Genomic DNA, 21,597 nt, shown 5'->3' with positions numbered 1-21,597 from the left:
ATCTCCTAGATCACCTTACGGATGGTGTCGGGACTGAAGGTTTTGAAGAGCTCCTCGAGGTTTGCCACGGCGGCATCGTTGGAAAAGCATGCGTCGCGGAAGACGGCGTAGAGCGGGCGCTCCTTGGCGATGGCCTCCAATGCCACGGTATCGACATCCTCGTCAAAACAGGCGATAAGCTGGCCGCCGTTGACGTCGAAGCACGCCTTGCCGCCGATTTCGCGCTCGACGATCTTCGCGGAGTACTCGATGCGAAACGCCGGCAGGACCTGGAAGAGGAGGTCAAGCGGCAGGGCGTCCTCAGCGGAGTTGTCGGTGAAGAGGTCGAGCGCGGCTTGCTCGTACTGCCCCGGCGCGGCGTACTCGTCCTTGAAGCAGGACTCATCCACGCGCAGCACACGGAAGCCGATGTCGGGCACGGGCTTGGGCTCGGCGCCAAGCTCAAGCTGCCTGCTGGCCTCATCGACCTCGGCCCTGATCTTCTCGCCTGCGCGGCGGATGCGCTCCTCGCCGACGTTACAGATCGTGGTGTAACCTTCCTTTCCTGCTTCGGTTGCTTCATCAACAACCTCCGGAAGCTGGACCATAATGAACCGACGCTTGCCACCGTCAGCAGCGTTCAAAGACATGACGGCATCGGCCATAGTCGCTGAACCAGAAAAGAAGTCCATTACCAAGGAGTCTTTTGAAGAGCCGATTTCAAGAATGCGGTTCATGAGAGCAGGGGGCTTGGGAAAGCTCATAACGTTCGATCCAAATAGCTCTTTAATTCGCTTCTTTCCATAGTCGTTGTTAAACTCCGCATCAGCCTGAAGTGACTTTGCCATCGTGAAGGCGGCAGAACCTTCCTCAAGATAATCCTTACGATACACACGCCACTCATTACCACACGGTTCGCCGAATAAATAGTTATTCTCTGATTGAATTTTCGATTTTGACCAAGTCCAACAAGTTGGAGTTCCGTCTGCGGCAAGCGGGAGACGTTCTACTGAGTGAGCTTCATCTTTCTCAAGGGCAACCGAGCCATCAGCCGGGGATATCCATAAAGGAAAGTAGAGGTTTGGACGTGTTTGCGGATTAAAGCTTTGATTTCGATTTCTTAAACCAATTGCCCTATATGAGCCCTTGTCATCTTTTCGGTCGTACTCAGACAACATCCTGGAATCTTTGGGGATTAGGTTTAGCGAGTTTCCACATGTATAGTTTTTGACCCAGATAAGGACCGGCTCGATTGTTTTAGCAATATAACGGTCAAGATTTCTACCACGAGGATTGACCTGCACATACAGCTTTCCCACATAATTGCCCGAGCCGAACAGTTCGTTACCTATCTTAAGCAGATTTTGCTCCTCGTTGTCATCAATCGAGATGAAGATCGCGCCATCATCGCTCAGCAGGTCCCTGGCCAGCATCAACCTGGGGTACATCATTGAGCACCAGTCGGAGTGGAAGCGGCCGTTTGACTCAGGGTTGGCCACCAGGCGGCCGCCCTCCTCGTCGTACTCGCCGCTCTCGGCATCGTATTCCGCGCGTGTCTTGGAGAAGTCGTCGTCGTAGACGAAGTCGTGGCCCGTGTTGTAGGGTGGGTCGATGTAGATCAGCTTCACCTTGCCGGCGTAGGTCTCGCGCATGATCTTGAGGGCCTCGAGGTTGTCACCCTCGATGTAGAGGTTCTCGGTGGTGTCCCAGTCCTTGGACTTCTCGGGGCAGGGGCGCATGGTCTTCTTGATGGGGCGGCGCGCTTCGAGCTTGGCCTCGCGCTTGCCGGGCCAGGTGAACTGGTAGCGTTCCCGCGGACCGTCAACGACCTCGCCGGAGAGGTCATCGCGCAGGGCATCGAAATCGACGGCAAGCGTGACCTTGCCGTCTGCGTCCATAGCTTCGGTCACCGCATCGGGGAAGAGCGCAGCGATCTTGGCGATGTTCTCCTGCGTGAGGTCGGGAGTCTCCTGACTGATCTTATCCATGACTGCTACTCCTCCTCAAGCCGTCTAAGCTCGGCCTGTTTCCGTTTCATCTGTGCAAACAGCTCGTTCTTTCGAGCTATTTGACGTTCTCTGCGGACCTTGGTATCGAGCGCGAAGACCTCAGCGCGCAGCCCGTCTATTTTCTCACGGCGATCAATTCTCGCCCAGACGTCGTGACCATCGAATTCTCCCAAAGCGACTTGAGCGAGCATGGAATCCCACACCATGTCGAGGTCGAAACCGTTCAAGGCAAGACGCTCGATATCCCGTGTCTCCAGCAGACGGCCCTCCTCGCAAATCGCGATATCGCCGGATCCGCTGTCGACAATCACTGCCTTGTTGGGCGTCGCGTTGCTCACCAGGCGCACGGCGCGCTCGGGCACCCGCTCGCCTTTGGGATCGATCCTTAGCACGAGTATCTCGTGCACCGCCTTGCCGTCGGCGATATTGGTCGTTGCCGGTTTGATGGAGTTTGCGACGACAATCGCCGCCACGCCGCCCGTAAGGTCGCGCCGGGTGGCGGCATCGACGTCCATGTGGCGGTAGAAGGCCTCTTTGGGCAGACGCCTGCCCACCTCGGTTGTTGCCGGAAGTCCTAGCATGGTTTTTTCACCACCAGGAAGCACACCAGCTCAAAGTCGTCGATACCCTCGATGTCGTTTTCCAAAAAGCCGGTCGTCCCGCCGCTGAAAAAGCTGTCGATATCGGACTCGTTTTTGCCCTCGACGATGGAGCCGATCGCACTTGCCAGCAGATCTGTTTGGGCGGCCATGTCGCGCCCGTCTTCGGTCTGGGCATTGTAGGCACGGCACAGGTCTTCGACCGGCTCCTTGACGCCTCGGCAGATTCGCCTCATCTCGTCCAAGATGTCCTTGGGCGTGGCGTAGCCATGCAGAATCGACCCATCCTCGCCAACGTACACCAGGTAGAAGGGGTGGATGGGATTGCCGGAAAGGCGATCGATGTTGCCGTTCGCGTTGCGCAGCACAAATATCGTGCCCGGCTCTTCGCCGGCGGCGACCGCCTCGATGCCGTATGGGACGTTTTCGATATCGGGATGCTCCTTCCGGTACTCGACCAAGTCCATACGGAAGTCGTTGAGGCCGAGGTCGGTGATGGAGATACCACTCTGCGCGTCCTCAAGGTCGACGACCTCGTCCTTCATGCGCTCGAGCTGCTGGCGACGGTATTCCAGGTCGCCCTTCTCGTCCTCGTTGATGTAGTCGTCGTCGCCCGTCGACGCCATAACCAACGCATGCATCTTGTTCTCCACGCGCGCCTTGAGGTTGATGTACTCGTCGAGCTCAACATCGGGCCAGAAGTTGATGAGCTGGATGCAGGCGTTCTTGGAGCCGATGCGGTCGACACGGCCAAAGCGCTGCACGATGCGCACCGGGTTCCAGTGGATGTCGTAGTTGATGACGCAGTCGCAGTCCTGCAGGTTCTGGCCCTCGGAGATGCAGTCGGTCGCGATGAGCACGTCGATGTCCTTGCCCTTGAGCCTCGGATACGCGACGTCGCGGTCCTTCGACACGGGACTGAAGCAGGTGATGACTTCGTTCATGTCGTTGCGGACGCCCTCGACCGAGCAGCGGGCGCTCTGCGAGCCGCCGGCGACCTCCGCCACCTCGAGCCCGTAGCGATCCTCGACATAGGCGCCGATGTTCTCGTAGAGGTAATCCGCCGTGTCCGCGAACGCCGTAAAGATCAGCAGCTTCTTGTTGCCCGGGTTTATGGGGTTCTCGACCTTGTCCGCAATAACGCGCCTGAGCTCGGCCAGTTTCGCGTCATGCTCGGCATCGATGGGAACGATGAGCTGGCGGATGTCCTCGAGCGCCTCGAGGTCCTTGAGCATATCGCGCTCCCAGCTGATCCAGTCCATGTCCTCGAGCGAGAACCTGCTCTTGGTGCCGACCGTGAAGTCGGTGTCCCCCTCCTCATACTCAAAGGTCTCGACGCCCTCGACCGACGCGCCGGACGCGCCGGCGCGATAGCCCTCAATAACCTTTAGATTGTGCCTAATGACCTCGATGATCTTGCCCAGCGTGATCTCAAAGGCGTAGACGGAGCTCTCCAGGCGCTTGAGCAGAATGGAGGACATGAGCTTGACCATTCCCTGCTCGCGGCCGCTGGTGGGAGGGCGACCATGCTCATCGGCGTACTTGGGCGCCGCGCTGGGATGGAGATAGACCGTGGGCAGGTAGACCGCGAGCGTGAGCGAGGCGAGTGTGTCGGCTATCTGCGAGTAGGTGCCCGCCTCGTCCGAGGTGGCCAGACTCGGCCGCAACGATACCGGCTTAAGCCTCTTGGGGAACGGGCCGATCGCGGATACATCGTAGTAGCGCTGCACATGTCTGCGCGAGCGCGCGACGGTAACGCGGTCGAGAATCTGGAAGAAGTTGAAGTCGAGCCGATCCGTCAGCGCCGTCGTGGTCCTATCGGCCGCGGGCAGCTCGGACCAGTCGCGAAACGCCCCCTGCGCATCGCGGAATACCTGATCGACCGGCTTGTCGAGTCCGAGCTTCTTCGACCACGCATCAGAATCGCCCTGATAGGCGAGCTTGAGCTGGTTGTGCAGATCGCGGAACCTGTTGTTGACGGGAGTGGCCGAAAGCATCAAGACCTTCGTCTCGACTCCGTCCTTGATGACCTTGTTGAGGAGCCTCTCAAAGCGATTGCCCTGCGTCTCGTCCTCGACCTTGGACGAGGTGTCTGCACCGTTGCGGAAGTTATGGGACTCGTCGATGACGACGAGATCGTAGGCGCCCCAGTTGAACTTCTCGAGGTCGTTGCCCTCGACCGTCAGTCCCTTGTCACGGGACAGATCGGTGTGGTAGAGCACGTCGTAGCGCAGGCGATCGGCGGCGATGGGGTTGTTGACGTAGTTCTTTTTGTATGTGAGCCAGTTGTCGGAAAGGCGCTTGGGGCAGAGCACGAGCACGTTGCGGTTGAGCAGCTCATAGTACTTAATGACCGCGAGGGCAGTGAACGTCTTGCCCAAGCCGACGCTGTCTGCGAGGATGCAGCCGTTGTAGGTCTGGAGCTTGTTGATAATGGCAAGCGCTGCGTCCTGCTGGAAATCGTAGAGCAGGTTCCAGACTTTGCTCTCCTTGAAGCCGGTCCCCTCTTTTGCAAGGTCATCCACCGAGACGTCCTCGAGGAACTCACTGAAGATACGGTAGAGCGCTGCGTAGTAGACCAGCTCGGGCGGGTTCTCGCGATACATTGTGGAGATGGAGTCGATTACCGCTTGGGTAACGTCCTCAAGCTCGCCCGAATCCCAGGCGGCATTGAACTGGCACAGGTACTGGCGCGCCATGTCCCCCGGGATACCCATAGTCATGGTGAGCTGCTTGCTGGGCGTTGTGCCCAGGGCGGACGTCGTCAGGCCCTCGATAGGCTGGAACGCCGCAGGCTCGGCACTGTCAACGACGAGATAGCCACCGGCCGCGCGATTGGCGTCCCGGTATGAGCGAAACTCTGCCTTCTGCCTGATCCACTCGGCACATTCGCGAGCGACGGCCTTCTGCCTGAGTTCGTTTTTGAGCTTGATCTCGAGGTCCGTGCCGCCGATGCTGCTCTCGCGGCCCATGCGCGGGATGTAGTATTCACGCTGCTCCTTTTGGGCCTTGACGGATAAGAACGTCGGCTCCGTATAGATAAATCGAAAGGAATCGCAAGACTCCAGCTGCTTCTTGAGCTCGCCATATCCATAAATCGAGAACAGTGCCGCGGCAACCGAAATACGGTCACCGTTATTGATTGCTTCAATAAGACCATCTTTAAGCAGCTCGTTTTGGTTATCAAAGCTCTTCAGGTTCATAAAACGCCTTTCGAATGCAGCGTCTGGGAACAAAATGCTCGGCGCCGCTTCTTGCATCGCTGTCGAGCCTTATCGGCACTTAAGCTATCAGTCTAAACCGAGACATGCAAAACGCCTTGCGGGGATGTCAATTATTCGGTCAGCGCGGTACCACAAGTATGGGGATTGGCGTGCGACTTTCATCTCAATCTGTAACACCTAGACCGATATCCCTCTCCTGTCTGTTACAGATCAAGATAAATGGACCGATCCTCGACCTTTCGTCTCGATCTGTAACAGCTAGAAACGATTAAGCCGTCTTGGCGTTATAGATTGAGACAAATTGGGGAACGAGACGGACGTCGAGCCCGATAACTCACCAAAATAAGAAACGGGCTCTGCTCCACAAGGGAACAGAGCCCGAAACTCTCATGGAGCCAGTGACAGGAATCGAACCTGCAACCCACTGATTACAAATCAGTTGCGCTACCGTTGCGCCACACTGGCACGCTTGGCGCTTTCGCGCGAAGCCAGTTAAGAATAAAGGAATTACGGACGGGGCGCAACAGACCCTTCGACCGATCACATCTCAAAACTATTCGTCAGAACGAATAGTTTTAATTACAATGGAATAGAAAAACTATTCGTTCTGGCGAAGGGTTTCGCGATGTTAACTACAAAGGAAGCAGCCGAGCTGCTCGGCATCACCCCGCGCAGGGTGCAGGAGCTCATTAAGAACGGCGCGCTGACCGCCCGCAAGGCTTCTGGCGTGTGGCTTATCGACAAAGACAGCGTAGACACGCGACTCCGCTCCGCAACCAAAAGAGGGGGACGGCCTCGTCGCGGGCATGGGAAAAGCGAAATCGCATTTACCCTCATGAACCGCACGCACGAAGTGGCCCAGCTGGTCTACAGCAGATCACGGAAAGACTTCACCCACATCGGCGCCGACGTCGATCGTGCCCACGCCCCTATTGGAGTTTTTACTCCCAGCAAACCTGTATCGCTCGACTCCTTCCGCATCTGGTGGCGCGGCCGCGGTATCCCGCTCGCACGCATTGGGCTAGCCTCCCTGCTTGCAGAAGCCGCAGTTGATGTTCCCGATGAACTCGTACAGCGAAATCTTGGCCTCTCCTTATCCGACCAGTATTGGATTAGACCCCAAGGCTCCGGTCTCGCGTGGAAAGATATTAACTTCTTCAATAATGCTTTTGACGACGTCTCTCTGTCCATCGCGCCCTTCGCCCCAGAGGGTAAGGCAGCTGCTGCAAAGCCCGACAACACCTCGGACGGCAATCTTCAAAAGTATTGGACGTGCGAGGGTGACCGTCGAATCCTCCACAAAGCAGGTGCACATCTAAACCAGGAACCTTATAACGAGCTGGTGGCGACTGCACTTCACCGTCGCATCCTAAACGCTTGCGATTATGTACCCTATTCGCTCGAAGGCGCAGGTACTTCTGCCCTGAGCACATGCGATGTCTTCTTAACTGACGAAGAAGAATATGTCCCTGCGTTCTATGTAAACCAGCACGCAAATGCGGACGACCGGATAACCGACTACGAGCGATATGTAGCAAACTGCGAAGAGCTCGGGGTGACAGGCGTCAAGGATGCCCTTGACCGCATGATTGTATGCGACGACATCATCGCCAACTATGACCGCCATTGGCGTAACTTTGGCCTTGTACGAAACGTCAACACGCTAACCTGCAGACCTGCCCCCATCTTCGATTCGGGCTCATCGCTCTGGTGCAACATTTCTCTTGAGGAGCTTCGGGCAGGAGAGCACAGTTTTACCAGCGCGCAGTTTCATTCAAGCCCCGCGAAACAAATGCTGCTTGTTGAGGATATGAGCTGGTTTGACGGCGACAAACTCGAAGGCTTCGTTGACGAGGCACTCGAGATTCTGTCCAGAAACGACGCGCTCACGGCAAGGCTGCCATATCTAAAAGAGGCACTTACATGGCGCCTCCGTAGAATGATCGACATCGCTGAATGGAGTTAGCGAGACAGCGTCGCACCGTCAGCTCCCCTACCTCCCGCGGAGGGCCTTGAGCTTTGCCAGGGCATCGGGGCTCAGGCGGCTGCCCAGGGTCATCTTGATCTGCGGAGCTTCCTCTGCCTCGTGAACGTCGTTATCGATCTGCTTGATCTCGTCCACCAGCATGCGGCTCGAGATGCGCGTGACTCCCTTGCCCATGACGACGGCCTGGATCGTGCCGTCGCTCGACACCACGGAGCACGCGCGACCTTCCTCGCGCGCCTCAATGCAGAGCTTCTGCACCACGGTATCGGCAGAGACACCCGTCGGCGAAAACTCGATGCGCACGCCACGGGCCGGCAGGTTGGGGCGCTCGCTGGAGATATTGCCCGCACCGTCGAACACGATCACGGCCTCGTAGCGGCCCTGGGCAAAGGCGGCGACGTCGTTGATGAGGGCGGTGCGCGCCATATCGTGAACGTCGCTGGAATATGGATCGTCGGAATGGTCGTACACGAGCTTTTCGTAGCGCGGCGTGCAGTGGATCACGTTGTAACCGTCAACCACAAGCAGCTCGGGCTTGTTGGAGTGCACCGTCGAGACCGGATCGGCGATGGCCTGCGCAAACGCATTGCCGCCCACGCCATAGGTCGCGGCCGAAACAATCGGCTTGGCCGAGCCCTCGCCAAAGCGCTTGGCCTTGGACTTGGCGCGGTTCTTCTTGGACATGCGCTACTCCTCCCCCATGAGCTCGCCGGCGTTGCGACGCAGCCACTCAAAGCACAGCGCCGTGGTCGCCTGGGCAACGTTGAGGCTCTCGGTCATGCCGCGCTGGGGAAGCTTGGTTAAAAAGTCGCATTTCTCGAGCACCATACGCGAGATGCCATCACCCTCGGAGCCCATGACGAGCGCCACGCGGCCCTCGAAGGGAGCATCCCAGCAGCTGCCCTCGGCGTGCTCGGAAGCGCCGCCCACCCAAAAGCCAGCGGCCTTAAGATCGTCGAGCGCACGGGCGATGTTGGGCACCTGCGCGATAGGCAGATGCATGACGGCGCCGGCTGAAGTCTTGTAGCTGCCCACGGTCACGCCGGCGGCACGCTTGTTGGCGATGATGACGCCCGCGGCGCCCACGACCTCGGCAGAGCGCACGATGGCGCCAAAGTTACCGTCATCGGTCACATGGTCGAGCACGATGACGAGCGCCGGACTGTCGCCCGCGCGGTCGAGAATATCGGCGACATCGGCATAGGGGAAGTTGCCAACCTCGAGCGCGATGCCCTGGTGAGCGCCATGGCTCGACAGTGCGTCGAGCTGCGCGCGCTGCACATACTTAATGCGGACGCCCGCGGCGTTGAGGTCGTCGACCAGACGAGACAGAGCGGCATCGCGCTCCCCGCCCTCGGCAATGAGCGCGCACTTGACGGGAAAACCGGTGCGCAGCGCCTCGGCGGCAGCACGACGACCTTCGATAAACTCGCCCTTGGGAACCTGGACGTTATCGCGGCTACGCTCGCGCTGGCCCTTGGGAGCGGCAGCGCGGTCGTTGCGGCGAATCGGACGCGAGCCAGAAGCAGCCTGCTTGCCCCCACGCGATGCACGCTTGCGATTGTCGGCCATATAACGGCCTCCTTAAATAGATAACGAACAAGAATCGACCGTCCGAGCCACGGCACCTTGCCTTTCAATCGTCGGGCATGACCACCAGGTCTATGCCCTCCTCTTTCAAGGCAATCTGCCGCACCTCGAACGGTCGACAAATACTAGAGACTCTTAATACGGGTGCCAGCGGCAGTATCCTCGATCGTCAGCCCGAGGTCCTTGAGCTGGTCGCGGATGGCGTCGGCCAGATCCCAGTTCTTGGCGGCGCGGGCCTCGGCGCGGGCCTCGAGAATCTTGGCAGCGGCCTCGTCCACGTCGTCACCCGTGTAGGCGACTAGGCCGGCGGCAACGCCCAGCAGGCCCAGCGGCAGCTCGACCTTGGGCTCGGGAAGCTCAACGCCAAATGTGTCGAGCAGCTCGACCAGCGTATCGGCGGCGGCAAGCGCGGCGGCCTTGTCGGCAGCGTCGCCCGCCTGCTCCAGGTACTGGTTGCACTCGGTCACAAAGCCAAAGACGGCGCCCATGGCGCCGGCGGTGTTAAAGTCGTCGTCCATGCACTCCTTAAAGGTGGCACGGGTCTCGGCGGCCTTGGAGGCAAACGCCTCGGATGCTGCCTCATCGGCGTCGGCCGTCGCATGGTTCGCGGCCCAGCGCAGGTTCTCGACCGTACCGGCGATACGCGTGAGCGAGTTCTCGGCACCCTCCAGGCGCTCCCAAGAAAAGTCGAGCGGCGAGCGATAGCTCGTCTGCAGCATCAGCAGGCGCAGGGCGGCAGCGGAGTGCTGCTCGAGCACCTCGGCCAGCGTAAAGAAGTTGCCGAGCGACTTGGACATCTTCTCGCCGTCTACCAGCAGCATGCCCGTGTGCATCCAGGTGTTGGAGAAGCCCTGGTGCCAGGCGCAGGTGGCCTGGGCGCACTCGTTCTCGTGATGCGGGAAGGCAAGATCGGAGCCGCCGCCGTGGATGTCGATCGGGGTGCCCAGGTAGCGGTGCACCATGGCGGCGCACTCGGTGTGCCAGCCGGGACGGCCCTCGCCCCAGGGGCTCGGCCAGCTGGGCTCGCCGGGCTTGGCGGCCTTCCACAGGGCAAAGTCGAGCGGGTCGTTCTTGTCCTCGTTCTCCTCGATGCGCGCGCCAACCATAAGGTCGTCGATGTTGCGGCCCGAGACCTGACCATAGTTGGGATCGCTGCGCACGGCAAAGTACACATCGCCGTTATCGGCTGCGTAAGCGTGGCCCTGCTCGATAAGCGTCTTGATCATGGCGATCATGGGGCCGATCTCCTTGGTGGCGCGGGGGCGCACATCGGGATCGAGCACGTTGGCGGCGCGCATGACGCCGATGAACTTGTCGGAGAACTCCGTCGCGACCTCGGCAGCCGTACGGCCCTGCTCGTTGGCGCGCTTGATGATCTTGTCATCGACATCGGTGAGGTTCTGGGCGAACGTGACCTCGTAGCCGCTCGCGATGAGCCAGCGACGAATCACGTCAAAGCTGATGAACGTGCGGGCATTGCCGATGTGGATGTTGTCGTAGACCGTGGGGCCGCACACGTACATGCTGACCTTGCCGGACTCGATGGGCTGGAACTCTTCCTTTTTATGGGTAGCGCTATTGTAGATACGCATTCGTTACTCCTTAACGGTTTTCTGTAGCAGGCAGACGGCCCAGGCACCGATTCCCTCGCCCTGGCCTTCCCAACCGAGCTTTTCGGTCGTAGTGGCGGCGACGCCCACGTTTTCGACGTCAACGCCCAAGGCATGGGCAAGGTTGGCGCGCATGGCATCGCGGTGCGGGGTGATCTTGGGCTGCTGACAGGCAATGGTGCAATCGGCATCGACAAACTCAAAGCCCAACTCGCGCGCATAGTCCATCACGCGAGCGAGCAGCACCATCGAATCGGCACCCTCGTAGGCGGAATCGGTGTCGGGGAATAGCTTGCCGATGTCTCCCCCGCGGCAGGCGCCCAGAATGGCGTCGGCCAAGGCGTGCGCAAGCACATCGGCATCCGAGTGGCCCAGCAGGCCGCGCTCGTAGGGAATGTCGACCCCGCCGATGATACATCGACGCCCCTCCACCAAACGGTGGACGTCGTAGCCGTGGCCAATGCGCAGGTTACTGAACATGGGGAAGGTCCTCTCCCTCGGCCATACGGCCAAGCAGAATCGCGGTTACGGGGCGCAGGTCCTCGGGCACCGTCACCTTAAGGTTATCGCGCGGGCTCTGGACGCAGCGGACGCGCCCACCCATGCGCTCGACCAGTGACGAATCGTCGGTACCGATAAAGCCCTCGGCAATGGCTGCAGCGTGGGCGCGCTTCATAGCATCGACGCTAAAGATCTGCGGCGTCTGCGCGGCCCAATAGAGCTCGCGCGGCGGCGTCTCGACGATATTGTCGCCGTCGACGATCTTGAGCGTGTCGATCGCGGGCTGGCCGCACACGACGCCGTCGAGCGAGCGGTCACCCACAAGCACGTCGATCGCGTGATCGATGGCCTCGGTCGTGATGAGCGGACGGGCGCCGTCGTGGATGGCGACATATTCGAAACCCGCCGGTACCGCATGCACGCCGGCACGGGTGGAGTCCTGGCGGGTATCGCCGGCATCGGCAAAGCTGATGGGCGTGCTATACGAATACGGGCTGATGGCCAGGCGGCGCATCTCGACACGACGCTCGGCAGGACACACCACCACGATGTGACCGACCTTGTCGCTACGATCGAACGCACGGATAGACCAGCTCATGAGCGGACGGCCCGCCACGTTAACGAGCTGCTTGCCGCCGGGATTTCCAAAGCGCTGGCCGCTGCCGCCGGCAACGACCACGGCGCATACGGGAGCCATTATGCGTTCCCCTGTTTGGTGCCCTTCATGCGGTACAGGGAGTCCGCAAGAATGGCAGGGTTGTTAACGCCAAAGTCGCCCAGGCGCTCCGGATCCTCGCTGATGTCGTCCATGAGCTCCTGCAGCGATCCATACTCGTCGACGATTTTCTCGGCCACGCCGTCGCGCACGACGGACACGCGCGAAAGCGTGCGCAGGCCCAGCGGTGTCATGACGGAGTCCTCGTCCAGGTCGTCGTAACCCAGAACCGCCGCCACATGCTGTGGGTCGGACAGGTCCTTAGGTGTCATACGGCTTAGGTTGGCGCGAATCTTCTCGGCATTAGCCTCGGAAGAATCACTTGCGTAGTCGCGGATCATCAGGTCATACTCGGTATCCATGCTGGAGCCCGCGAGCTGCTCGAGCTGCATCTGCACGAGCTTGCCCTGGTTGCCCAACTTGACGATGCAATCCTTAAGCTCGGTCTTTGCCTGCTGCATGATCTCGAAGCTCGAGAAAATACCGGTAATGTCGGCGAGCGTAACGTAGTCGTCGAGCTCGAGGGCCGTCAGGCGCAGCAGGGAGCGGTCGAGCGACTGACGGGTAGTCTGGAGCGTGGCGACGAGCTGGTTGACCGAGCTCATGATGGTGGTGACGGGCTGGATCTCGTAGCTCTTGCCGTGAACGTACACGTTGACGACGGCACGACGGGCCGAGACCGAGATCACAATGGCATCGGTGAGCACCGACATGCGAGCGGCGGTGCGATGACGCATGCCCGTCTCGCTCGTGGCAAGCGAGGGATCGGGATTGAGATGGAAGTTGGCGCGCAGGATCTGGGTGAGGTCGCCGTCGATGACGATGGCGCCGTCCATCTTGGAGAGCTCGAACAGACGGTTCGAGGTGAACGAAATGTTGAGCGGGAAGCCGTCGTTACCGGCAGCGAGCACGTTTTCGGTGTCGCCAACGCAGATAAGGGCGCCCAGGTGACCGGCGATGATCATGTCGAGGGCAGTGCGGATCGGCTGACCAGGTGCCGTCAGACGGATGGCCTGTTCCATACGCTTTTGCAGCTCGTTCTTATCCAAGGCATCGCTCCCATCGTATACGCTCCATAAACGCTAAATAGTTTCTCACGGTTTGTCCCCGCGGCGCTCGCGAAATCCGATGCTTACAGAATGAGCGAACACCGCTAAGATAGCTAATTTGGGACGGGCTCTTTTGACTACCCACTCAACCATGTGCCAAGGTTAGTCTTTATGTTGCTCCCCCAAGAGGTACACGCGGGCCCGCCCGCAGAGAGGGAGCCAGACTATGGGACTCGCAGAGCTCGTGCTGCTCGCCGTTGGCCTTTCGATGGACTCCTTTGCCGTATCCATCTGCAAGGGCCTTGGCATGAAGAAGATCAACCTTAAGGTCACCGTAGTGCTCGGCCTGTTCTTTGGCAGCTTCCAGGCCGGCATGCCCGTGATCGGATGGGCGCTTGGCAGCCAGTTTATGGGCATCATCGGCCCCATCGACCACTGGATCGCCTTTATCCTGCTCGCCTTCATTGGCGGCAAAATGCTGTGGGAGGCCTCTACCGAGGACGAGGATGAAGGCGACGGCAAGGATGCCGAAAAGATTGACCTGGGCGAGTACCTGATCCTCGCCATCGCCACCTCAATCGACGCCCTAGCCGTAGGCATCTCATTTGCCGCGCTCTCGGTCGACATCATGCCCGCCGTGTCGCTCATCGGCATCACGACCTTTATCTTCTCCGTCGCCGGCGTAGCGATCGGCCACACCTTTGGCGCGCGCTACGAAAAGCCTGCCACCATCGTGGGTGGCGTCGTGCTCATCTTCATCGGGCTTAAGATCTTGCTTGAGCATCTGGGGATTCTCGCGATATAAAAAACGCCTCTCATAAGCTCAACGTCAATGTAGAGGTCTCATGCAGAGTTTTGCATAATGCCTTTTCGTGCAGACTTTTGCATGTCATACTGATATGCAAAAGTCTGCACGTTAGGAGATCACCATGGATACCCTTCCCATCACCACACCGCGGCAAGCTGGCATCTATGTGCGTCAGGCACGCGAGGCTCAGGGTCTCACCCGTGCCGCCCTCGCTAAAAAAGCCGGTGTTTCGGAGCGCCTGCTCGCATCGCTCGAGCTAGGAGACGCCACTGGCATTCGACTCGACAAGCTGCTGACGATTTTCAATGCTCTTGGACTAGCACTCGCCGCTCAAGGGGATATCGGCGAAGCAAAAAATGAGCGACCAGTCGACGCTCCGCATGCCAATCCGCTGCCTCGCAGCATCCCCAGGCGCCATCACACTCAACGTCCCCATCATCGCAACAGTCGTAGTACCGCCATTCCGGCTCTTGCAGATGCCCCCTTTACATCCGCACTTTACGACGAGATATTCGCCGATTTCGTCATGTCCAATCTCGGAGTCTCGATTGCCGCAAACGCATCTAACCAAACCAAGCCCGAAGGGAAATAGCCAATGGCCAGAACATCACTTCGGACCATTATTTGCGGCGTACCTGCGGGAACGCTCACGCAAGATGAGAACGGTCTTATCAGCTTTACCTACGATCATGACTATGACGGGCCAGCCCTATCGACCAACATACCCGTATCGAATCGCACATACGGACAACAGGTCATGAATCCGTACCTGTTTGGCCTTCTACCCGACAGCGAGGACCAGCGAAAAGCGATTGCCGCCGAATTCGACGTTAGGCCCAACAATCCCGTTGCGTTGCTCAGCCATATCGGACTCGACTGTCCGGGCGGAGTGCAGTTTTATGCCGAAGAAGATGCCGACGCCGTCCTGCATCGCGCTGGCGATTACCGCCCTATAGACGACCACGAAATTGCTCTCCGCCTCAAGTCGATCAGAGATGACCGCGATGCATCGTGGATGGGTCTAGATGAAAGTTGGTCACTTGGAGGCAACCAGGGCAAGTTCGCGCTCGCGTTCATTAACGGCCGCTGGTGCGAATGCATGGGCTCCTCGCCCACGACGCATATTTTCAAAAATGGCGTTAACGGATTTAAACTCGAGGCTCTCAATGAGTTTGTCTGCATGAAAAGCGCCCAGCGAGCCGGTATCGCAACGGCAAACGTCGAATATCGTATGTTTGAGGACGAACCTACCCTCATTGTTGAGCGCTATGACCGCGTGAAAGTCGAAGACGGAACGATCAGGCGCCTACATCAAGAAGACCTCTGTCAGGCACTTGGGGTGATGCCCGCCCAAAAGTACACGGCAGACGGCGGCCCGACCACACGCGACATTCAAGAGCTCCTCGTAACTACGAGCCACCATCAACTTAACCTGCATCTGTTTACGCAGATACTGTTCTTCAACGCCATTATCGGCGCACCGGATGCGCATGCGAAAAACTATTCCCTGCTCCTTGGAAACGACGGCGCAGCCATGATGGCTCGAATGTACGATGTCGCTTCGGGCTTGGCGTATGAGAGCATGCGACGTCGGGCACGCCTTGCTATGAGCGTTGGCGGCGAAAATCGTGTGGGGCGCATCGGTCCAGGTGCTATCCGCCGATACCACGGTATGGGCGACCCCGCGCTGGAGACGGCGCTCACCGATGCCGGGCTATCCGAGAAGTTTTGCTTTGCGACCATGATGGACCTCGCCTACGAGGTACCCATTTGCATGGAAGAGGTCATGGACGAATACGCCGACCTGCCCGGCATGGCGGACCTGCGCGATCATATGCTCGGCCCCGTCCGCGAAAACTGCCAGCGAACCCTCGACCTCATCAGGGCGGATATGGGCTAGACGCCAATCAATTTCCCATTTCTTAAAAGAAGAGAGGGGACACCTGTCGCAAAAGACCGGGTACCCCCTCTCGTAATGTCATTTGCAATCCGCTAGCACGTGGCTCGGACTGCTGCTAGCGCAACCTTTACGCAGCGAGACGCTTGAGGACGTCGATGAGCAGCTCGTAGAAGCGCTCGGCAGAAGCGAGTTCCATGCTCTCGTCCGGGGTGTGGACATCGGAGAGCGTCGGGCCCACGGCGATGGCGTCCAGGCCGTGCAGGGCCTCGGCAAACAGGCCGCACTCAAGGCCGGCGTGAATGGACTCGATGCGCAGCTCGGAGCCAAAGAGCTCGCGATAGCTCTCGACAAAGACGTCGCGGACCGGCGAATGCTCGGCATAGCTCCAGCCGGGATACTCGAACTCAAACTTGGCGTCGAAGCCCAAGACATCGGCCAACGTCTGCAGGCGGTCCTTGAACTCGTTCTGTAGCGAGGTGATCGAGGAGCGCGGGGACAGCATGATCTTGACCTGGTCGTCAGAGGTGGCGACCACGCCGATGTTGGAGGAAACCTCGACGGAGCCGTCGGTGGCGACGTTGCGGCGAATCACGCCGTTAGGGGCAAGACGCAGAGCGCGGATGAGGGCAAGCGCGGACTTCTGGTCCATGGCCTCGACCTCGGCGTCGTCGGCAATCTCGACGGTGCAGGTAAAGCCGGGGTCGAAGACCTCGAGCTCGGCAGTGACGTCGGCAATGATATCCTTTGCGATCTGGGCCGCGGCCTCGGCGGCAGCGTGGTCGGCGTAAACCAGCTCGGCCTTGCACTCACGGTTGATGGCGTTGTCCTTAGTGCCGCCGTTGAAGCTGACGATGGCGGGCTCGCCGGCGACCATCAGGCGGTCGATGATGCGGGCCATGATGAGGTTGCCGTTGCCGCGCTCCAGGTGGATATCGCTGCCGGAGTGACCGCCCAGAAGGCCGGAGATGTCGAGCGTGAGGGTGCTACCGGTCTTGTGCTCGCGCGCGATCGGGCAGGTGTAGGTAACGACGACGCCGCCGGCGCAGCTGACGGTGGCAACGCCCTCTTCCTCGGAGTCAAGGTTAATCATGGTGCGGGCGCTAATCTGGGACTTGTCGAGCGTCTCGGCGCCGACCAGGCCAGTCTCCTCGTCGGTGGTGAACACACACTCGAGAGCCGGATGGGCAATCGAATCATCGTTGAGCACGGTAAGCATAAGCGCGACGGCGATACCGTTGTCGGCGCCCAGAGTGGTGCCGTTAGCGGTGAGGACGCCGTCCTTGACGACCAGGTCGATACCGTCGGTCGTAAAGTCGTGCTCAACGGAACCCAACTTGTCGCACACCATATCGATGTGGCCCTGCAGCATCACGGTCGGGGCATTCTCGGCACCGGCAGATGCGGGCTTGCGAATGATGACGTTGTAGACCTCGTCCTGATACACATCGAAGCCGCGCTCCTTGGCAAACGCAACCAGGAAATCGCTGATGCCCTTCTCGTTGCCAGACCCACGGGGGATTGCGCTGACCTCCTCAAAGAAATGGAACAGCTGGGCGGGCTCGTAGCCGGTAATCTTGTAGTCCATGGTGCCTCCTTGGCGCAACTGGTTAGACAGTAAGACATGCGTCTTGTATATTCCCAGACTTTGCGTGCATAAACCAGTCGAAAACGCCGAGCGCCCTTGCATCATCGGCTAACGGCGGGGAAACGCCACTTTATTAAGATAAAGCAGGCTAGACGGGCCGTGCCGAAGGGGCGTTGGACCCTTCAACCAACCTCAACGCCTGTTGAACATTAATGCATACACCATTGGTATGTTTAATAAGATTCTTGTCCTCCGTCACAACGTAATCGGCATCAATGCGATTGGCGACGCCCAGCATCAGGTCGTCCTCAAAGTCATTGTGGTGGTACTTGAACACAAAGGAGTCGAAGACCTCGTCTGCACCGACCGGGGCGATGAGGGCTAGCTCGCGCATCTGTCGAACGCATGCCCAAGCCGTTTCGTCTGCCGCCGCAATGGCGTTAGCGCTCAGTGAGCCAGTCTTTCTTCGGCACTCCTGCTTGATTGCCGCCGAGACAAGATATGACACGTCTTTGACCGAAAGCGACGAGGCAAACAGGGCAATCCGCTCCGAGGCGTCGGCAATCTCGATCAGATGGACGACATTTGCCGTACGGTCGGACCTGCCAGAAAAATAATCCATCCATACGTTGGTATCGATTAACAGCTTGAGGACGCCTTCTGTGCTCATAGTTCCACCCACTCGGGATAGCGCTCCGCCATGGCCTCCTCATAGAGGTCGTCATAGTCTCCCGAGAACTCAGGGATGGGGATGCCGTATTTGAGGCACGAATCGCGAACGATATGGCTGCCTTGCGCGGCCCTTGACTCCATGCGCCGGGGCTCCACTCCGTCAGAAACCGGAGCCGCCGCGTCTCCCTTCGAGGGCATGCGTCCGTTAACGACCAGATACTCCCAAAGTGTCCGAACGGCTTGTGACGGCGTCATGCCAATATGAGTCAGGACGGCGTCTCCCGCCTCTTTGAGCTGGCGATCTATACGCACGTTCATCTGAACTGGCCGCGTGTCGAGTATTGACGTAGGCATATCAGCTCCTTTGCTATACTAAATCTCGATTTTAGTATAGCACGGCAGATTGAAGCGCATTTCAATAGAAATGAGGGCGCTTCCTTATCGGAAACGCCCCCGTTATACAAGGTATGTTTAATCCCTACAGCGCACCAGAGCCGGCTTGCATCATACCGCCGGGGCCCGAGGTCACGCCGCCGCTCACGGGCGCGGCGTTGCCGGTGTGCGGTGCCGCCGGGGCGGTATCGCCACCGAGCGTGCCCGCCGGACGCGGTGCCGGGATCTCGCCCGTGCCATGGCTAAAGACAAACTTGCCATCGGCCACGTCGCACAGGACGGTATCGCCCTCACCCCACTCGCCGGCCAGAAGCTCCTCGGACAGCGGGTCCTCGATGAGCTTTTGAATAGCACGGCGCAGCGGACGCGCACCGTTGGTGAGGTCGGTGCCCTCGGCCACGATCTTGTCATAGGCCGCATCGGTGAGCTTGATGTTCATGCCGTTGGCAATCAGGCGCTGGCGCAGATCGTCCACCAGCAGGTGAGCGATCTTGGTCAGGTTCTCGCCCGAGAGCTTCTGGAACACCACGATGTCGTCGATGCGGTTGAGCAGCTCGGGGCGGAACAGGCGCTTGAGCTCGCCCATCGCGCGGCCGCGGATCTCACTCGACGTGAGACCCTGCTCGCCGGTGGTGCCAAAGCCCACGCTCGCATCCTGCGCAATCTCGCGGGCGCCCACGTTGGACGTCATGATGATCACGGTATTGCGGAAGTCGACCGTCTTGCCCTGGCTATCAGTCAGGCGGCCCTCCTCCAGCACCTGCAGCAGGATGTTGAAGATGTCGGGGTGCGCCTTCTCGATCTCGTCGAACAGCACGACCGAATACGGGTGACGACGAACGGCCTTGGTAAGCTGACCGCCCTCGTCGTGACCCACGTAACCCGGAGGGCTACCGATAAGCTTGGAGACCTCGAACTCGCTGCCGAACTCCGACATGTCGAAGCTGATGAGCGCGTCCTTGCTGCCAAAGAGGTACTCGGCGAGCGTCTTGGCGAGCTCGGTCTTGCCTGTGCCGGTGGGGCCCAGGAAGATAAAGCTGCCGCCGGGGCGACGCGGGTCCTTGAGCGGCGAGCGGCTGCGGCGCACGGCCTTGGCGACGGCCTCGACGGCCTCGTCCTGGCCGATAATGCGGGTCTTGAGCACGCTTTCGGTCTGCAGCAGGCGACGGCTCTCGCTCTCGGTGAGCGAGGAAACCGGCACGCCAGAGGTCACGGACACGATGTCGGCAATCTGACTCACGTCGATGGTGAGCGGGCTGGCGTCGAGCTCGGCGGTCCAGGCGGCCTTGGCTTCGGCGAGTTCAATCTCGGCGGCCTTCTGCTGCTCGGTGATCTCGGCGGCCTTGTTCATGTCGTCGCTCTCGGTAGCCTCCTGTGCGGCAGCCTTGAGTTCCTCGATGCGATGCTCGGCCTCGCGCACCGGCTCGGGTGCGCGATTCGCGGCGATGCGAGCACGGGCACCGGCCTCGTCAATGAGGTCGATGGCCTTATCGGGCAGGAAGCGATCCTGAATGTAGCGGTTGGAGAGGTTCGCAGCGGCCTCGATGGCACCCTGCGTGTAACGCACGTGGTGGTGCTCCTCGTAGCGCGGCTTGAGCGCAGTCAGGATCTTGACCGTGTCCTCGACGCTCGGCTCCTCGACATCGATGGTCTGGAAGCGACGCTCGAAGGCTGGGTCCTTGGTGAGGTACTTGCGGAATTCCTCGGCCGTGGTGGCGCCGATAATCTGGAAGGCACCACGCGCGAGCACGGGCTTGAGCATTGAGCTTGCATCGATGGATCCCTCGGCAGAACCGGCACCGATGATGGTGTGCATCTCGTCGATAAACAGAATGACGTCGTCGGCCTCGGTCGCCTCCTGGATCACGTTCTTGAGGCGCTCCTCAAACTCACCGCGATACTTGGCGCCCGCGACAAGACCCGGCAGGTCAAGCGTCCAGATGTTCTGGTTCATAAGGTTCTCGGGCACATTGCCGGCAGCGATCTGCCGTGCCAGGCCCTCGACGATGGCCGTCTTGCCCACGCCGGGGTCGCCCAGGATAAGTGGGTTGTTCTTGGTGCGGCGCGAAAGAATTTCCATCATACGCTGGACTTCCTTTTCGCGACCAATTACAGGGTCGAGCTCGCCGTCGCGCGCCTTCTGCGTGAGGTTGGTCGCGAACTGCTTAAGCGTATCGGTGCCACTCCCCTTTTGCTGAGAGGCATCCGAGCCGCTAAAGAACGGCAGGCCCGCACCGGGACGACCAGCACCGGCGCCGGCGAGCGGACGCTTCTTGTCCTGGTCCTTGGCGGTGAGTTTCTCGATAGCCTTTTTGATGGAGGCGGACGACACACCCAAGCGCATGAGGATGTCCATGGCCATGCCGTTGCCCTCTTCGACGATGCCGATCAGCAAGTGCTCGGTCGACACGTAGGTCTGGTTGTTCTCACGCGCCACGCGGAATGAACGCTCCATCACGCTAATGACGAGCGGCGTAAAGGCGAGCTTAGCGGCCTCGGTCTCCTCACTGGGCTCGTGAACCGTGGTCTGGACCTCTTTGAGAGTATCCATGATGTCATCGTAGGAGATGTCGAGCGAACGCAGTGCCTCGGCGGCAATGCCCTCGTCCTCCTTGGCAAGCGCGAGCAGCAGGTGCTCGGTACCCACCTTATTTGAATGAAGATCGAGCGCCTCTTGCTTGGCCATGGACATGACCTTGCGCGCGCGATCGGTAAAACGGTCTAACATGCTAGTTCCTCTTAGACGAGCTAGTTTTTTCAAACGCAAAGCGCCGCCCCGCGGCAGCGCTTTGGTCTCTTTACCCATATGGAGTATATGTTAACCGTTGGGACCTTTCCTGCCCGTAGCCGCGCGACAACGTCTACAAAAAAGGAATCGCCAGGTGCTTCTGCATCGGCCCAACGAGCGTGGATTTTCGGACACCCATTCCATGAACGTGGATAATCTCCCGTTTTGAGCCCGTAAACAGGCCAAAA

17 protein-coding genes and 1 tRNA gene are annotated in these 21,597 nt (G+C 59.5%); 4 read left to right on the top strand and 14 right to left on the bottom strand.

Features of this window, described 5'->3' with window-relative positions; genetic code table 11:
* Positions 1-5 precede the first annotated feature (5 nt).
* The 4 genes from DXC18_RS08510 to DXC18_RS08495 all read right to left on the bottom strand — a co-directional run bounded on the left by DXC18_RS08510 (position 6) and on the right by DXC18_RS08495 (position 6,276).
* A complete protein-coding gene (locus DXC18_RS08510; protein WP_117583105.1) occupies positions 6-1,967 on the bottom strand; it encodes a site-specific DNA-methyltransferase in 1,962 nt (653 codons plus the stop codon).
* Positions 1,968-1,972: 5 nt separating this feature from the next.
* Positions 1,973-2,569, bottom strand: a complete 597-nt coding sequence (locus DXC18_RS08505) for a DUF4391 domain-containing protein (protein ID WP_117583106.1) — start codon at positions 2,567-2,569, stop codon at positions 1,973-1,975.
* On the bottom strand, positions 2,563-5,790 hold the full coding sequence (locus tag DXC18_RS08500) for a helicase-related protein (protein ID WP_199408858.1): 3,228 nt from the start codon (positions 5,788-5,790) through the stop codon (positions 2,563-2,565). The genes DXC18_RS08505 and DXC18_RS08500 overlap by 7 nt, the downstream gene beginning before the upstream one ends.
* Positions 5,791-6,201: 411 nt before the next feature.
* Positions 6,202-6,276 (bottom strand) — tRNA-Thr (locus DXC18_RS08495).
* Between the two features lie 160 nt (positions 6,277-6,436).
* Between DXC18_RS08495 and DXC18_RS08490 the strand changes: the two genes are divergently transcribed.
* Complete coding sequence (locus DXC18_RS08490) at positions 6,437-7,777, top strand: DNA-binding protein (protein ID WP_117716892.1); 1,341 nt, start codon at positions 6,437-6,439, stop codon at positions 7,775-7,777.
* 27 nt (positions 7,778-7,804) lie between these two features.
* On the opposite strand, the gene DXC18_RS08485 is transcribed toward DXC18_RS08490, so the two are convergent.
* From DXC18_RS08485 to disA, 6 genes are all read right to left on the bottom strand, one after another.
* Complete coding sequence (locus tag DXC18_RS08485; protein ID WP_006234978.1) at positions 7,805-8,482, bottom strand: NYN domain-containing protein; 678 nt, start codon at positions 8,480-8,482, stop codon at positions 7,805-7,807.
* Between the two features lie 3 nt (positions 8,483-8,485).
* On the bottom strand, positions 8,486-9,370 hold the full coding sequence (gene rlmB / locus DXC18_RS08480) for a 23S rRNA (guanosine(2251)-2'-O)-methyltransferase RlmB (protein ID WP_117716891.1): 885 nt from the start codon (positions 9,368-9,370) through the stop codon (positions 8,486-8,488).
* Between the two features lie 143 nt (positions 9,371-9,513).
* Positions 9,514-10,980 (bottom strand): cysteine--tRNA ligase, encoded by a 1,467-nt coding sequence (cysS, locus tag DXC18_RS08475; protein WP_117716890.1) that lies wholly within the window; start codon positions 10,978-10,980, stop codon positions 9,514-9,516.
* A 3-nt stretch (positions 10,981-10,983) separates the two neighbouring features.
* A complete protein-coding gene (gene ispF / locus DXC18_RS08470; protein ID WP_117716889.1) occupies positions 10,984-11,478 on the bottom strand; it encodes a 2-C-methyl-D-erythritol 2,4-cyclodiphosphate synthase in 495 nt (164 codons plus the stop codon).
* Positions 11,468-12,196 (bottom strand): 2-C-methyl-D-erythritol 4-phosphate cytidylyltransferase, encoded by a 729-nt coding sequence (gene ispD / locus DXC18_RS08465; RefSeq protein WP_117716888.1) that lies wholly within the window; start codon positions 12,194-12,196, stop codon positions 11,468-11,470. The genes ispF and ispD overlap by 11 nt, the downstream gene beginning before the upstream one ends.
* Positions 12,196-13,236, bottom strand: a complete 1,041-nt coding sequence (gene disA, locus DXC18_RS08460; RefSeq protein ID WP_369831362.1) for a DNA integrity scanning diadenylate cyclase DisA — start codon at positions 13,234-13,236, stop codon at positions 12,196-12,198. Before disA ends, ispD begins: the two co-directional genes overlap by 1 nt.
* 253 nt (positions 13,237-13,489) lie before the next feature.
* Between disA and DXC18_RS08455 the strand changes: the two genes are divergently transcribed.
* The 3 genes from DXC18_RS08455 to DXC18_RS08445 all read left to right on the top strand — a co-directional run bounded on the left by DXC18_RS08455 (position 13,490) and on the right by DXC18_RS08445 (position 15,971).
* Positions 13,490-14,068, top strand: coding sequence for a manganese efflux pump MntP family protein (locus DXC18_RS08455; protein ID WP_117716887.1), 579 nt, complete (start codon positions 13,490-13,492; stop codon positions 14,066-14,068).
* Positions 14,069-14,192: 124 nt separating this feature from the next.
* Entirely contained in the window at positions 14,193-14,663 is a 471-nt protein-coding gene (locus tag DXC18_RS08450) for a helix-turn-helix domain-containing protein (protein ID WP_117655053.1), read from the top strand.
* A 3-nt stretch (positions 14,664-14,666) separates the two neighbouring features.
* Positions 14,667-15,971: a type II toxin-antitoxin system HipA family toxin gene (locus DXC18_RS08445; RefSeq protein ID WP_117716886.1), complete on the top strand. Its 1,305-nt coding sequence runs from the start codon at positions 14,667-14,669 to the stop codon at positions 15,969-15,971.
* Positions 15,972-16,098: 127 nt separating this feature from the next.
* Here DXC18_RS08445 and DXC18_RS08440 read toward each other — a convergent pair whose 3' ends face one another.
* From DXC18_RS08440 to DXC18_RS08425, 4 genes are all read right to left on the bottom strand, one after another.
* Positions 16,099-17,556: an aminoacyl-histidine dipeptidase gene (locus tag DXC18_RS08440; RefSeq protein ID WP_117716885.1), complete on the bottom strand. Its 1,458-nt coding sequence runs from the start codon at positions 17,554-17,556 to the stop codon at positions 16,099-16,101.
* A gap of 148 nt (positions 17,557-17,704) precedes the next feature.
* Positions 17,705-18,226 (bottom strand): PIN domain-containing protein, encoded by a 522-nt coding sequence (locus DXC18_RS08435; protein ID WP_117716884.1) that lies wholly within the window; start codon positions 18,224-18,226, stop codon positions 17,705-17,707.
* Positions 18,223-18,546 carry a type II toxin-antitoxin system RelB/DinJ family antitoxin gene (locus DXC18_RS08430; protein WP_199412250.1) on the bottom strand — a complete coding sequence of 108 codons (324 nt, stop codon included), beginning with the start codon at positions 18,544-18,546 and terminating at the stop codon, positions 18,223-18,225. The genes DXC18_RS08435 and DXC18_RS08430 overlap by 4 nt, the downstream gene beginning before the upstream one ends.
* A gap of 160 nt (positions 18,547-18,706) precedes the next feature.
* Positions 18,707-21,349 (bottom strand): ATP-dependent Clp protease ATP-binding subunit, encoded by a 2,643-nt coding sequence (locus tag DXC18_RS08425; RefSeq protein ID WP_117716883.1) that lies wholly within the window; start codon positions 21,347-21,349, stop codon positions 18,707-18,709.
* Positions 21,350-21,597 lie beyond the last annotated feature (248 nt).

The sequence above is a fragment of the Collinsella sp. OM08-14AT genome (genome assembly GCF_003438115.1).
In the GTDB taxonomy this organism is placed as follows: Bacteria; Actinomycetota; Coriobacteriia; order Coriobacteriales; family Coriobacteriaceae; genus Collinsella.
This window is presented reverse-complemented; position numbering and strand designations above follow the sequence as displayed.